The sequence below is a fragment of the Saccharopolyspora sp. NPDC002376 genome (assembly GCF_053593195.1).
In genome coordinates, this window is record NZ_JBSFBZ010000059.1 from 35,432 (window position 1) to 50,065 (window position 14,634).

11 protein-coding genes are annotated in these 14,634 nt (G+C 69.4%); 8 read left to right on the forward strand and 3 right to left on the reverse strand.

What is annotated here, in order from left to right; genetic code table 11:
- Positions 1-86: 86 nt before the first annotated feature.
- Together ACWCO2_RS30020 and ACWCO2_RS30025 are read right to left on the reverse strand one after the other, a co-directional pair.
- On the reverse strand, positions 87-2,729 hold the full coding sequence (locus tag ACWCO2_RS30020; protein ID WP_450131151.1) for a hypothetical protein: 2,643 nt from the start codon (positions 2,727-2,729) through the stop codon (positions 87-89).
- A gap of 235 nt (positions 2,730-2,964) precedes the next feature.
- On the reverse strand, positions 2,965-3,330 hold the full coding sequence (locus ACWCO2_RS30025) for an OsmC family protein (RefSeq protein WP_450131152.1): 366 nt from the start codon (positions 3,328-3,330) through the stop codon (positions 2,965-2,967).
- Between the two features lie 109 nt (positions 3,331-3,439).
- Between ACWCO2_RS30025 and ACWCO2_RS30030 the strand changes: the two genes are divergently transcribed.
- The 7 genes from ACWCO2_RS30030 to secA all read left to right on the forward strand — a co-directional run bounded on the left by ACWCO2_RS30030 (position 3,440) and on the right by secA (position 13,491).
- Entirely contained in the window at positions 3,440-4,084 is a 645-nt protein-coding gene (locus ACWCO2_RS30030; RefSeq protein WP_450131153.1) for a dTMP kinase, read from the forward strand.
- 152 nt (positions 4,085-4,236) lie between these two features.
- On the forward strand, positions 4,237-4,914 hold the full coding sequence (mtrA, locus tag ACWCO2_RS30035; RefSeq protein ID WP_270953475.1) for an MtrAB system response regulator MtrA: 678 nt from the start codon (positions 4,237-4,239) through the stop codon (positions 4,912-4,914).
- 175 nt (positions 4,915-5,089) lie between these two features.
- The gene (gene mtrB, locus ACWCO2_RS30040) at positions 5,090-6,799 is read left to right on the forward strand and encodes an MtrAB system histidine kinase MtrB (protein ID WP_450131154.1); all 1,710 of its coding nucleotides are present in this window, start codon (positions 5,090-5,092) and stop codon (positions 6,797-6,799) included.
- Positions 6,796-8,520 carry an LpqB family beta-propeller domain-containing protein gene (locus ACWCO2_RS30045; protein ID WP_450131155.1) on the forward strand — a complete coding sequence of 575 codons (1,725 nt, stop codon included), beginning with the start codon at positions 6,796-6,798 and terminating at the stop codon, positions 8,518-8,520. The genes mtrB and ACWCO2_RS30045 overlap by 4 nt, the downstream gene beginning before the upstream one ends.
- A gap of 154 nt (positions 8,521-8,674) precedes the next feature.
- A complete protein-coding gene (locus ACWCO2_RS30050) occupies positions 8,675-9,361 on the forward strand; it encodes a ComF family protein (RefSeq protein ID WP_450131156.1) in 687 nt (228 codons plus the stop codon).
- Between the two features lie 405 nt (positions 9,362-9,766).
- A complete protein-coding gene (gene hpf / locus ACWCO2_RS30055) occupies positions 9,767-10,435 on the forward strand; it encodes a ribosome hibernation-promoting factor, HPF/YfiA family (RefSeq protein ID WP_450131157.1) in 669 nt (222 codons plus the stop codon).
- Positions 10,436-10,623: 188 nt separating this feature from the next.
- Positions 10,624-13,491: a preprotein translocase subunit SecA gene (gene secA, locus ACWCO2_RS30060; RefSeq protein ID WP_450131158.1), complete on the forward strand. Its 2,868-nt coding sequence runs from the start codon at positions 10,624-10,626 to the stop codon at positions 13,489-13,491.
- On the opposite strand, the gene ACWCO2_RS30065 is transcribed toward secA, so the two are convergent.
- Entirely contained in the window at positions 13,492-13,860 is a 369-nt protein-coding gene (locus tag ACWCO2_RS30065; RefSeq protein WP_450131159.1) for an Rv3235 family protein, read from the reverse strand. It lies immediately after the preceding gene.
- 112 nt (positions 13,861-13,972) lie between these two features.
- Between ACWCO2_RS30065 and ACWCO2_RS30070 the strand changes: the two genes are divergently transcribed.
- Complete coding sequence (locus tag ACWCO2_RS30070; RefSeq protein ID WP_450131160.1) at positions 13,973-14,398, forward strand: HAD-IA family hydrolase; 426 nt, start codon at positions 13,973-13,975, stop codon at positions 14,396-14,398.
- Positions 14,399-14,634 lie beyond the last annotated feature (236 nt).

The following is a 14,634-nucleotide window of genomic DNA, read 5'->3' on the forward strand; positions in this document are numbered from 1 at the left end:
ACCGTGCGTCCACCGATGCGCATGAAAGAGAACGGTGGCGCGGTGCGTGCTGGACCACGCCACCGGTTCGGAGTTGGGCGCGGAGCTCAGTTCTCGCTGCTGCCCAGCGACATCGCCCGCTCCCACGGTGCGCTGCGACCGCGAGGCTCGGTGATCTCGGGCAGCACCGCGGGCTTGGGGCGGGTCTTCACGTCCTGCTGCTCCGGCACGGTGACCGGTGTGCCCTCGTTCGCCGGTGCGTCCTCGGGCTCCTCCGGCGCGTGGGTCAGCTCCTCGACGGAGTCGGTGAGGGACCCGCCGTCACCGCCCTGCGCGGTCAGGTGCTGGGTCTTCGGCGCGCTCGGCACGGCCGGAGCCTGCGCTGGCGTGGGGGTCTGCGGGCGCAGCGGCAGCGTGGCGCCGCGAACCGGGGTCTCCAGACCAGCCGCCATCGCGACCGCCCGGTCCCACTCGGGGTCGCCGGGGTAGTCGGTATGCCCCAGCACGCCCGGCACCCAGCGGCGGCAGGCGAACGGTCCGCGCTGTGGATCGGGCAGCCAGTGGTCGCCGCCCAGGACCAGGGCGCCGGTGGGGCCGCGGGTCGCGGCGGGCAGCGGACCTTCGGTGCCGTCGGCGCGGAACCCGACGCCGATCAGCATGCCGTCGTAGACCTGCCGGTTCCACGTGGTCACCGCCCCGCCGAGCGGATCGGTGCCGCGGCACAGCGAGCGCCAGCGCCCGCCGAGCGTGCCGGCCAGGTCGCGCAGCGACGTGTGCGGGACGACGCCGGGGAAGGCGCGCGGGTACGCCCACTGCAGCTGGGAGCCCGCGGTGACCAGTCCGACGCGTTCGCGGTCGGCTTCGGGCAGCGAGTCGAGCAGTCGGGCGGTCGCCACGGCGGCGAGCAGGCTGCCCTGACTGTGCCCGACGATCACGACGCGGGTGTTCGGGTCGGCCAGGTGCTCGGTGGCGCGTTCGGCCAGCTCGGGGATGACCTTCAGCGCGTAGCACGGCGGAACCACGGGATGTGCCTCGCGCGGCCAGAACAGCACGAGGTCGCAGAGCACGCCGAGGTAGCGGGCGGTGTCCTGCTTGTTGGCCGCGAGGAAGACCATCCGCAGCAAGCCGACCGCCAGCGCGGCCAGCGACGCGACCCCGATCCCGACCAGCCAGCCCGTATCGGTCAGCGGCGGAAGTTCCATGGTTCGCGCCACCACCGTCAACGGGGTGCTGACCGCCAGCACCCCGGCGATCACGAGGAGGACGATGTGCGAGTAGCGGCGCTGCAGGTCGGCCCACTTCCAGGCGTTCGCGGCGGCGCGTTGATCCTCCGGGCGACCGGCGTGCAGCAGGGCGATCTCGTCCGGGATCGAACTGTCGCCTTCGGTGCGGGTGGTCCGCCACCGCTTCAGCAGCAGCAACGGGATGCCGATGACCGCGGCGATCGCCAGCAGCACGGCGGTGGCGCCCCAGAAGATTGTGACGTCGTCGAACGCGTCGGGGAGCGTTGGTCCCGGAGAGTCGGGGGCGTTGTCGACGACGAGGGTCTGGCACACGGTGAACGCGAGCCCGGCTCCGAAGCCGTTGCCGAGCATGCACGCGAACATCAGCACCGGCGCGGACATCCAGCCGCCGGCCCACGGGCGAAGCGGTCGCGGGCAGGCCTTCCAGGTGGACCGCGCCAGCAGCGTAGCCGGGGTGAGCAGGACCGCGACGGCGATGCAGGTGACCACCAGTGCGCTGGTGATCGCGTCGATGGTGGGGCCCGAGCCGGGCAGCTGCGCGTTGAGCGGGCCGGGCAGCAGCGCGACCGAGCACAGCAGCAGCGCGGCGGCGGTCATCAGTGCGCGCCGAGGGGTGCGACCGAGCAGGCCCCGCAGCACCTTCTCATTGCCGTCCGGCTTCATCCGGGCGGGGTCGTCGAGGGCGACCGTGCCCACCATGGAGATGCCGATCAGCGCGGCGGCCAGGATCCACCGCGGGTCCGCGGTGGTCAGGAACGGCCCGCCGAGCGCGAGCATTGCCACAGTGGACAGTGCGGCGATCACGTGCAGGGCGCGCAAGGCGGGGGTGTCCGGGTCGGCGACGACGTTCGCGCCGGGCAGCATCGGGGCGCGCGCGGAGTGCTGCGGCTTGTCGGTCTTCGGTGCCGAGACCTGCCAAGACACAGTGGACAGATGATGCATGAGGAGGATGACGAGAACGACCGGCAGCAACGCCACCGACGCGCGCAGCACGTCGAGGGACCGGACTGCGCTCGGGATGAACTCGAGACAAGGAGCACCGGGGCTCAGGCACTGCGCGGCCACCAGGTCGAGGCTGACCACGGTGATCTGCGCGACGAACAACATCGTCAGCAGCAGCGCGGACAGACGCAGCAAGGCGCGCAACATGGTGGAGAGACCGCGGCTGAGCGCGCTGTCGCTGCGGACCGGCGGCAGCATCCAGTGCGCCATGTTCGCCAGCGCGAACGGGAACAGCAGCGCCCAGGTCGCCTTGGCCAGGCCGCCGGAGGTCATGCTGCCCCAGACGTAGCCCTCGACGATCCGGGGCACCGAGCGGTCTCCGGTCGACAGCACCGGTCCGGGCACCGGTCGGCGCAACCGGTCGGCCGGACGCATGATCCGCCCGATGCCGTCACCGGCGACGTCTACCGAAGCCACGGAGTCGGTTAGCTCGTCGCCGGTGGCGCCGAGGATTCCGTGCACCCGCAGCTCGACCACGCGAGTGTCGGGCCCGGGGATTTGCACTGGTTCCTCCCGAGTCGTAGCGATCACCGGTCGGTGATCGATTCTCCACTGTTGATCGACGTCTGGCGACCTCTGCCCCGATGATTCTGATCGCGCGGCGTACGTCCTGTCCCGAGATCGGAGGAGTTCGCGCCGACCGGAGCCATGCGGACGGGGGGAGGACCTGCGTGAACGCCGGTCCTCGAGTGGAGTGATCGAACCGACCGAGGCTCGGGCCGACCGGCTGGCGCTCGGATCACTCGGCGGCGGGGATTTCCACCTTCGGGCGGAGCACGACTTTGGTGAAGTGGCCGCCGGTTTCGGGCACCTCGACCATGGTCGCGCTCACTTCGTCGCGGTAGGAGGTGACCACGACGCCGGAAGCGCTGCACAGCCCGAGGTACCAGAGCATGTGGCACTCGGACAGCGCTGCGACCAGGAAGTCCTCCGGGTTGGGCAGTTTCGGGTCGCCGCGGAATGCGGGATCGGCCGAAGCCGTCAGCTGCGGCTTGCCGTCGATCTCCACCACGTGCTCACGGCTGTACCCGCGGTAGGAGGCAGTGCCGTCGCCGGTGTTGCCGGTCCACGTCACCGTCAGCTGGTACGGGTGGGTCTTCTGCATGCAACTTGTATACAGGTGAAGCAGCTGGCAGCAAAGCGAATTCGCGCGCTGCGGAGCAGATCGGGGGAGGCCGTCGGAAGGTCCGCGGCGCTCGACTACCGTCGATGCCGTGGGTCGACTAATCGTCATCGAGGGCTTGGACGGTGCGGGCAAGCGCACGTTCGCCAACGGCATCACTGCGGAGCTCACCGCCCGCGGACACTCCGTGGCGCGCGCCGCGTTCCCGCGCTACACCGAGGACGTCCACGGTGAACTCGTCGGCGAGGCGCTGCGCGGTGGCCACGGCGACCTCGGCGACTCCGTCTACGGCATGGCCGTGCTCAACGCGCTCGACCGCCGCTCCGCGGCAGCCGCGCTCCGCGACGACCTCCGCGCCCACGACGTCCTTTTGCTCGACCGCTACGTCGCCTCGAACGCCGCCTACGGCGCCGCCCGGCTCCACCAGGACAGCAGCGGCGACTTCGTCGCCTGGGTCCAGGAGCTCGAGGTGTCGCGCTTCGCGCTGCCCAAGCCGGATCTGCAGATCCTGCTCCAGGTTCCGACCGAGGTGGCGGCCCGCCGGGCCGAGCACCGCGAACGGACCGAAGAGGACCGTCAGCGCGACAACTTCGAATCCGACGCGGAACTGCAGCAGCGCTGCGGCGAGGTCTACGCGCAGCTGGCGGCGGCCGACTGGTGGTCGCCGTGGCTGGTGGTGGACGGTTCCGGCCAGGTCGACTTCGCCGGGATCGTCGACGAACACGTCCTCGCCTGACCAGCGGGCCGGGCTGGGCGGCTCAGATCGCCCGGCCACTGCTCCGTTCAGCGGTATGAGCTGGGCTTTTCCGGGTATCAACGGTCCGACCTGCGGTGACGATCTGCGGGTGCGTGCACGGCAGCCGATGCAGAAGTGCAACCATGTTGGACATGAAGGCACGCGTGCTCGTGGTGGACGACGATCCGGCCCTGGCCGAAATGCTGACCATCGTGCTCCGGGGAGAGGGGTTCGAGACCGCCGTCGTCAGCGATGGCACCAAGGCGATGCCTGCCCTGCGGGAACTCAAGCCGGACCTGGTCCTGCTGGACCTGATGTTGCCGGGTATGAACGGCATCGACGTCTGCAAGGCCATCCGCACCGAGTCCGTCGTGCCGATCGTGATGCTGACCGCCAAGAGCGACACCGTGGACGTGGTGCTCGGTCTGGAGTCCGGCGCCGACGACTACGTGGTCAAGCCGTTCAAGCCGAAGGAGCTGGTGGCCCGGCTGCGCGCGCGGCTGCGCCGCACCGATGCGGAACCGGCCGAGGTGCTGACCATCGGCGACGTGACCATCGACGTGCCCGGCCACGAGGTGACCAGGGACGGCCAGCCGATCGCGCTGACCCCGCTGGAGTTCGACCTGCTGGTGGCGCTGGCCCGCAAGCCGCGCCAGGTGTTTACCCGCGAGGTCCTGCTGGAGCAGGTCTGGGGCTACCGACACGCCGCGGACACGCGCCTGGTGAACGTGCACGTCCAGCGCCTGCGGTCGAAGGTGGAGCGCGACCCGGAGCGCCCCGAGGTCGTGCTGACGGTCCGCGGTGTCGGCTACAAGGCCGGCCCTCCGTGATCCGGTAATCGGGCCTGGAGCGCCTGCTCGCCGAGCGGGCGCTCTTCGCATGCCGCGGGCCGGTGCGGTCCGTGGATCGACCCTTTGACACAGTTGCCGACCGGGGTCGTAGTCGTGGAGGGCGACGGTTGCCGTGAACGTGTGGACGCGTCGGAGCCGCTGGGTGCGGTGGCTGGTGAGTCGTGTCCGGGAAGAGGTCCGCGACCGCTGGCGCCGCTTCGAGTCGATCTGGCGCCGCTCGATGCAGCTGCGCGTGGTCGTCAGCACCCTCGCTCTCTCGCTGGCCGTGGTGATCGTGCTGGGCATGGTGCTGCAGTGGCAGATCACCTCCCAGCTGCTGAACTCCAAGGAAAAAGCCGTGCTCACGCAGGTCGACACCAGCCTGCCGATCCTCGAGCGCGAGCTCACCGCGGTCGACCCCAACTCCGACAGCGTTTCCGAGCAGCTCAAGGCAGCGCTGAACCGGCTGACGACGTCCTCCTCCGGCCAGTCCACGACGGAAACGGTGGCGGGCGCGTTCACCCCGGTGCTGGTCGACGGGCTCGCGCCGGTCGACCGCAGCGAGCAGCCGTTCGCCGGTCCGGTGAGCGACGTGCCCGACGACCTGCGCCTGTTCGCCGAACGCGGCCAGCTCGCGACCAAGATCAAGACCGTGCCGCGGGACAGCGGCCCGGTCACGATGCTGATCGTGGGCACGCCGGTCGGCAGCGCCACCCGGTCGCTGCAGCTGTACATGATGTTCCCGCTCGCCGCGGAGCAGGAGACCCTCCGCGTCGTGCAGCAGACCCTGCTGGTCAGCGGCGCCGTGCTGCTGGTCCTGCTGGGGCTGATCACGAACCTGGTGACCCGCCAGATCGTGCGGCCGGTGCGGCAGGCCGCGCAGATCGCCGAGCAGCTCGCCGAGGGCGACCTGGACAAGCGCATGCGGGTGATCGGCGAGGACGACGTCGCCCGCCTCGCCGAGTCGTTCAACGAGATGGCCGACAGCCTCAAGCAGCAGATCACGCAGCTGGAGGAGTTCGGCCTGCTGCAGCGCCGGTTCACCTCCGACGTCTCGCACGAGCTGCGCACCCCGCTGACGACGGTGCGGATGGCAGCCGACGTGCTGCACGCCTCCCGCGAGCAGTTCCCACCCGGCCTGTCCCGCTCCACCGAGCTGCTGGTCGACGAACTGGACCGCTTCGAACTGCTGCTGGGCGATTTGCTGGAGATCTCCCGCCTGGACGCCGGCGTGGCGGACCTGTCCGCCGAGCAGGTCGACCTCGCCGAGCTGGTGGAACGTTCGGCGGAGGCCCTGCGCCCGATCGCCGACGACGGCGGCGTCGAGCTACGGGTGATCGTGCCGTCCGGCGGTGACGGCGAGCTGGCCATCGTCGCCGATGCCCGCCGGCTCGAGCGGATCATGCGCAACCTGGTGGCCAACGCGATCGACCACGCCGAGGACGGACCGGTGGAGGTCCGCTTCGGCAGCAACGAGCAGGCCGTCGCGGTGACCGTCCGGGATTACGGCGTCGGTCTGCGCTCCGGCGAGGCCGAGCTGGTGTTCACCAGGTTCTGGCGGGCCGATCCGTCCCGGAACCGGCGCACCGGCGGCACTGGGCTGGGCTTGTCGATCAGCCTGGAGGACGCTCGGTTGCACGGCGGCGCCCTGGACGCCTGGGGCGAGCCGGGCGAAGGTTCGTGCTTCCGCGTCACCCTGCCCCGACGGCCGGGTGCGGAGTTCGACAGCAGTCCGCTGCCGCTGCCCGGCACCCGCCGCATCGCCGCACCGGAAGCGCTGCTGGCAGCCTCGGTGGAGCGGCCGCAGGACACCGAAGCCGGTGATGGCGAGATCCACGATCGGGGTCCCGCCCGGCTGTCCGAGGACACCTGGGAGGACGAATGATGGGAGGCCGGGCCACTCGCTGCCTGGCGGTGCTCTCCGCGCTGCTGATCCCGCTGACCGCGTGCGCGTCGATTCCGGAGGAGTCGGATCCGGTCGCCGTGCGAGAAGCCGACGAGCGCAACTCGACCACCGAGGTGACCCCGCCGCCCGACAACCTCGACCCGTTGGCCTTGGTCCGCCGGTTCGTGGACTCCGCGTCGCCGGCCAGCAACCACGAGGCGGCCCGGATGCACCTCGACGAGGTGCAGGCCAAGCAGTGGTTGCCGACGCCCGGCCTGCTGATCGTGGACAACGTCGACACCATCCCGGTCCAGCAGCCGGGCCCCGACGGCGTGCAGATGGTGACGCTGAAGGCGGACAAGGTCGGACGCCTGCTGCCGGACTCCTCCTTCGTACCGGACGTCGGCGAGTACGAGACCAACGTGCGGGTCGAGCGCCAGCGCGACGGGAAGTGGCGGATCACCACGCCCCCGCCTGAAATGGTGGTCAGCAAGAACTCGTTCAGCAGCGTCTACCGCTCGGTGCCGATCTACTTCCTCGACCACGACTCCAGCGGCGTCGTGCCGGACGTGCGCTACGTGGCCTCCCAGCCGGCGAGCACGTTGCCGCGCCGGGTCATCGACCTGCTGACCGCCGGACCGTCGGACGGGCTGCGCTCGGCGCTGCACACCGCCATCCCGCCGGGAGTGCATCCCCGGACCAACACCAGCGAGGCCACCGGCGACGGCGCGCTGGAGGTCAACCTCAGCAATCTCGGCAACGTCTCCGACGATTCGCGGTGGCTGATCGCCGCCCAGGTCGTGTTCACCCTGCAGAAGGTCAGCAACGCGCGGGTGCGGTTGCAGGAGGAGGGCATGCCGCTGCTGCCGTCCGCGCAGGACCTGCGGCCGACCGACCTCACCCAGTTCGAGGTCAACAACGTCCCGCGCCAGGACCTGGGTGGTCTGGCCGTGATCGACGAGCGGCTCAGGCGGCTGGACAGCAGTGCCGATCCGGTTCCCGGACCGGCCGGGTCCGGTGAGTACCAGGTGGTTCTGGCCGGTCAGTCGCCTGACGGGAGCAAGATCGCCGCGGTGACCCGGCGGAGTCCGGACGAGGTTGCGCTGCGGGTCGGGCCGTACGGCGATGCCCTCGCCGAACTGGGTCCGGTCGGCAGCTTCATGAGCAAGCCGACCTGGCGCGGGAGCTCCGAGGTGTGGACCGTCGTCGGCGGCCGCGACGTGATCCGGGCCCGCAGCAGCAGCGCTGGCGATTGGTCGGTGGAGAAGGTCGACTCCCAGCAGTTCACCCAGGGGCGGCCGATCACGGATCTGCGGTTGTCCCGCGACGGCACCCGGGTCGCGGCGGTGATCGACGGGCGGCTGGTGATCGGCGCGGTGTCCGATCAGGACGGTGCGGTCGTGCTGCAGCGCCCGATCGCGTTGCCCGCCCCGCAGGACGCGCAGATCTTGGGTCTGGAGTGGCGGGACAAGGAGTCGCTGGCGGTGATCACCGACAGCAACAGCTCCCCGGTGTACGAGGTGTCGGTGGACGGCTTCCTCTGGAAGGCCTACACGTCGGCGAACCTGGGTCAGCCGATGAAGACGGTCACTGTGGGCCCTGGTCCGACGGTGATCGTCGCCGACCGCAGCAACATCTGGTCGTCCCGCGATCCGAACGACGTGTGGTCCCTGCTGGAACCGCGCATCGGCAGCAGCTCCGTGCCGTTCTTCCCCGGCTGACCAACATCAGCACGGGAACCGCCGTTGACGACCGCGCGTCACTGACCTCGCCCGAGCTCGTGACCATCGACCGGGTGACGGGGCGGTTCGCCGGGCGATCAGCGCCCGACACTCGTCGGTGAGTCGGCAGGCCGTTTTGCGCCATGCTCGGCCGATGCGCGCTTCCTGGCTCCGCGACGGGCGTTCCGGACTGATTGACCTGCTGCTGCCGCTGCACTGCGCGGGCTGCGGCACGGCGGGCACAGCGTGGTGCCCGGACTGTTCCCGCGAACTCGGCGGACTCCACCGCGTCGAACGCCCGCTGTTGCCGCCCGAGCCACCGGTGTACGCGCTCGGCCGCTATCGCGACGCAGCCCGCCGCGCGATCCTGGCTTACAAGGAGTCCGGTCAACGCCACCTCGCCGATCCGCTGGCCAGGCATTTAGCCACCGGGCTGCGCGCGATCACCGGAGAACACCAGCTCGACCACCGCTGGTGCCTCGTGCCAGCACCGTCCCGAGCCATCGCTGCCCGGCGCCGCGGCGGCGCGCACGTGCTCCGCATCGCGCACCGGATGTCGGCCCTGCTCAGCGCTCAGGGCTGGTCCACCGAGGTAGCGGACTGCCTGGTGACCGCGCGCGGAGCAGCGGACTCGACCGGGCTGGATGCGGCCGAACGGGTGCGCAACCTGTCTGGCCGAGTACTGGTCCGGAACGGTCGAATTCCCCCGCGAACAGCGCAACTGGTCCTGATCGACGACGTCATCACCACCGCAGCGACCGCCGCGGCCTGCTTGGAAGTGCTCGGAACCGCAGGTCGGGCGTTCGAAGCGGTGCTGAGCCTGACCGCGACGGCGGGATGAGACGAACGAGTGAACCACCGCTGCGTGGGCGAACCCGGGAACTTCTCCCGCCACGCACGCGTTTTCCGTTTATGAGCAGGCAAATTCCGCCCCCACCATGGCTTCGCGCGGTGCACTCGCGGGGAGCGGCCGAACGGGTGAAAATCCGGGGTGGAGAGTCCTTGCGAGCACTGTCCGCGCACGCTTCGCACGTGCTTCGAACGGTGGCACCAATCACTCTCAGTGGCCGCTTGACTTCGCCCGACACGGGGGGTGTCACAAATCGGTAAACCGAGCTAACGTGCCTGTCAATCCAGCCAACCCCTGGCGGAGGGAAGGAGCGAAATCCCATGTCCCTGGCGCCGGAAGCGAGCTGACCGCGCAGTCTGGCGCCACGCACCTCTCCTACGGAATCGGAGGTCGTGAATGGATATCGTCGTCAAGGGTCGAAACGTCGAGGTTCCCGAGCACTACCGGGACCACGTCAACACCAAGTTGACCCGGCTTGAGCGGTACAACAAGAAGGCAATCCGGGCGGACGTGGAGCTCTTCCACGAGCGCAACCCCCGCCAGGCCAAGAACTGCCAGCGAGTCGAGATCACTCTGGTTGGCAAGGGCACGCCGGTGCGCGCCGAGGCCTGCGCCGGCGACTTCTACGCCGCGCTCGACGCCGCTACGACCAAGCTGGAGAGCCGCCTCCGGCGCATGCACGACCGTAGAAAGGTGCACTACGGACAGCACAACCCGACTTCCGTGGCAGAGGCGACCGCAGCGATGGCGGACCGGCCCGTCGTGATGGGCTCCGGAGCGGCCGAGGGCCGCACCCAGCTGCTCGAAGCGCCCCAGGAAGCACCCGAGTACAGCGCCGAAGTCCCCGGACAGCGCATGGCTGAGAACGGTTACGAACCGGGCAGCATCGTTCGGGAGAAGGAGCACTCGGCCAAGCCGATGACGGTCGACCAGGCCCTCTACCAGATGGAACTGGTCGGACACGACTTCTACCTCTTCTCCGATGCCGACAGCGGTAGGCCGAGCGTGGTCTACCGGCGGAAGGGATTCGACTACGGAGTGATCAGATTGGCGGACGCCCTGTAGGGCGAGTCTGTGCCAACGCCGACCCGAACGGCTGTCCCCCGCGTACCGTGGTTCGCGGGGGACAGCTGCGTGTGCGCGGGTCCGCCACCCGACCGCACCGGATGGCCCGTCCCCGCCACCAGCTCTAATACGATGACCACAAAGCGTCCGTGACGGACGCGTCACGATCAGCTAGTGAGGTCGACCGGATGGTCCTGTCCCGACTGCTCCGCGCCGGCGAGGGCAAGATGCTCAAGCGCCTGCGCGCCATCGCAGCGCACATCAATGAGCTCGAAGGCGACGTAGCCGCTCTGTCCGACGCCGAGCTGCGGGGCAAGACCGACGAGTTCAAGCGCCGCCACGCCGACGGCGAATCGCTCGACGAGCTGCTGCCAGAGGCCTTCGCGGTCGCTCGCGAAGGCGCCAAGCGCACCCTCGGCCAGCGCCACTACGACGTGCAGCTGATGGGTGGCGCGTCGCTGCACCTGGGCAACATCTCCGAGATGAAGACCGGTGAGGGCAAGACCCTCACCTGCGTGCTGCCCGCCTATCTCAACGCGATCACCGGCAAGGGCGTGCACGTCGTCACGGTCAACGACTACCTCGCCCGACGCGACGCCGAGTGGATGGGCCGCGTGCACCGCTTCCTCGGTCTGGAGGTCGGCGCGATCCTCGCCGAGATGACCCCGGACCAGCGGCGCGAGGCCTACGCAGCGGACGTCACCTACGGCACGAACAACGAGTTCGGCTTCGACTACCTGCGCGACAACATGGCCTGGAGCCTCGCCGACTGCGTGCAGCGCGGGCACAACTTCGCCATCGTCGACGAGGTCGACTCCATCCTGATCGACGAGGCCCGGACGCCGCTGATCATCTCCGGCCCCGCGGACCAGTCGTCCCGGTGGTACCAGGAGTTCGCCCGGCTCGCCCCGATGCTCAAGCGCGACGAGCACTACGAGGTCGACGAGCGCAAGCGCACCGTCGGCGTCACCGAAGAGGGCGTCTCGATCATCGAGGACCAGCTAGGCATCGAGAACCTCTACGAGGCCGCGAACACCCCGCTGGTCGGCTACCTGAACAACGCGCTCAAGGCCAAGGAGCTCTACAACCGCGACAAGGAGTACATCGTCCGCGACGGCGAGGTGCTGATCGTCGACGAGTTCACCGGCCGCATCCTGGCCGGGCGCCGCTTCAACGAGGGCATGCACCAGGCGATCGAGGCCAAGGAAGGCGTCGAGATCAAGGCCGAGAACCAGACGCTGGCCACGATCACGCTGCAGAACTACTTCCGCCTCTACGGCAAGCTCGGCGGCATGACCGGTACCGCCGAGACCGAGGCGGCCGAGTTCCACACCACCTACAAGCTCGGCGTGGTGCCGATCCCGACCAACGAGCCGCTGGCCCGCGCGGACCAGCCCGACCTGGTCTACAAGACCGAGCCGGCCAAGTTCGAGGCGGTCGCCGAGGACATCGAGGAACGCCACCAGGCCGGGCAGCCGGTGCTGGTCGGCACCACCAGCGTCGAGCGCTCCGAGTACCTGTCGAAGCTGCTGACCCAGAAGGGCATCCCGCACAGCGTTCTCAACGCGAAGAACCACTCGCGAGAGGCCGCGATCATCGCGGAGGCCGGCCGCAAGGGCGCTGTCACCGTCGCCACCAACATGGCTGGTCGCGGTACCGACATCGTGCTGGGCGGCAACGTCGACCACCTCTCCGACGCCGAACTGCGCGCCCGCGGCCTGGACCCGGTGCAGAACCGCGAGGAGTACGAGGCCGCGTGGCCCGCGGTCGTGAAGAAGATCAAGGCGCAGGCCGAAGCCGAAGCCGAGGAGGTCCGCGCCAGCGGTGGCCTCTACGTGCTCGGCACCGAGCGCCACGAGTCCCGGCGCATCGACAACCAGCTGCGCGGTCGTTCCGGCCGTCAGGGCGACCCGGGTGAGTCCCGGTTCTACCTGTCGCTGGGCGACGAGCTGATGCGGCGGTTCAACGCGGCCATGGTCGAGACGGTGATGACCCGGCTCAAGGTTCCCGACGACGTGCCGATCGAGCACAAGATGGTCAGCCGCGCGATCCGCAGCGCGCAGACCCAGGTCGAGCAGCAGAACATGGAGATCCGCAAGAACGTCCTCAAGTACGACGAGGTCATGAACCAGCAGCGGACCGTCATCTACGACGAGCGGCACCGCGTGCTGGCCGGTGAGGACCTGCAGGAGCAGATCAACCACATGCTCAGCGACGTGGTCACCGCCTACGTCGATGCGGAGACCGCCGAGGGCTACTCCGAGGACTGGGACTTCGAGAAGCTCTGGGCCGCGCTGAAGGCGCTCTACCCGGTGGGCATCGACTGGGAGGAGCTCGTCGACTCCGATGAGGACCTCACCAAGGAGCGACTGCTCGAGCTGGTCATCGACGACGCGCGCGCGGCTTACGCCAAGCGCGAGGCCGAGGTCGACGGGAAGGTCGGCCCGGGTGCGATGCGCGAGCTGGAGCGCCGGGTGGTGCTCAGCGTCCTGGACCGCAAGTGGCGCGAGCACCTCTACGAGATGGACTACCTCAAGGAGGGCATCGGGCTGCGCGCGATGGCGCAGCGCGACCCGCTGATCGAGTACCGCCGCGAGGGCTTCGACATGTTCGGGGCGATGCTGGAGGCGCTCAAGGAGGAGTCCGTCGGGTTCCTGTTCAACGTCCAGGTGGAGGCTGCCGAGCCGCAGCCCGCGCCGGAGGAGCCCGCCGTCCCGGTCTCGGTGAGCCAGGCCCGTGGCGGTGCCGCCCCCGACGTCCAGCAGACCCCGCCGCCGGCCCCGCAGCCGAAGCGGGCCCGCCCGGCATCGGCTGGACCCGCGCTGAGCCAGCTCGGCGGCGGGTCGGCCTCCGACGGGGAGAACGTCCCCAGCGCACTGCGCGGCAAGGGGCTCGGCACCCCGGGCCAGCAGCGGCTGAGCTACTCCGGTCCGAACGAGACCGGTGGCGTCGAGACCAGCAGCGATGACGGGCAGGACCCGGAGGGTCGCGGCGGCACTCGCCGTGAGCGTCGGGCGGCTGCTCGCGCTGATGCGAAGAAGAACCGGCGGCGCTGATCAGAGCAGGGACAGGCGGGTGCACACCCAGCGCCCGCCGTCCCGCTCGACCCGCAACACCAGGGCCCGGACCCGGTCGTTCGTTCCGACGACCATGCACGCCTCCACCGCGAACTCGGTGATCGGACAGGCGTGCACGGAACGAACCCGGTGCTCCGGGCCTTGTGCTGCGTCCAGCCGGGTGTTGAGCAGCAGTCTGGCTACTCGCGAGGAAACGTGCGCGCCGATGTCGTGCACGGTCCGCCGGCCGGAGAGCGCGTCGAACACGTACCCGCCGACGCACGTCGCGACGGAGATGGCGCTCCGTTCGTCCAGGTCCTCGACGGCGGGTGGCGCGGTCGGGGCGTCGGGTGCGAGGACTGCGGTCATGGGACCTCCGGATCTCGGTGGAAGAACTCCTCGCAGTACTGAGGAACCAACCCCCGGAATCAGGTCACTTTTCGCCGCGGACCGCTCGATCGTGTGAGCTACCGTGCTGCCCGTGGAACTCACGGGACTGCTCCTGGACTACGCCGGAGTGCTCGACGATCCGGGCCGAGCCTCGGCCGATGTGCCGCCGCTGCTCGAAGTGGCGCGCCACGCTCGCCGGAGCGGGATCCGCACGGCGGTCGTCTCCAATGCCAGTGGACTGCCGGACCCGCGAGTTGCGGACGTCTTCGACGCGGTCGTCCTCTCCGGAGAGGTGGCGGTCGCCAAACCGAGCCGCGAGATCTACCTGTTGACCGCTCGCCGTCTGGGGCTGGAACCGCAGCAGTGCGTGTTCGTCGACGACCTCCATCGGAATGTCGTCGGAGCGGTGGAAGCAGGAATGGTCGGAGTGCACCACCGGGACGTCGAATCCACGCTCGAGGAGCTGACCGTCCTCTTGGGCCTCGAAATGCCACCTGACCTGGTGATTTTCCGTTAAGGGGGGGTGGTGTTCAGGGGGTGTTTCGGGGTGTGTAATGTTATCCAGGTCAGCGCGACACGGGCCGGGAAAACCGGAACGAGCCTGACGCGGGGTCACGACCAAGTCTCCACAAACGAGTGGTAGGCTGGCCTGGCTCTAAAACGAAGACTTTGAAAATGCGAATCGCTTTCGCGGTTGATAACTCTAAACTGGTTCGATATCCGGGAGATAACGAAACGGGAACGGGAAACGAA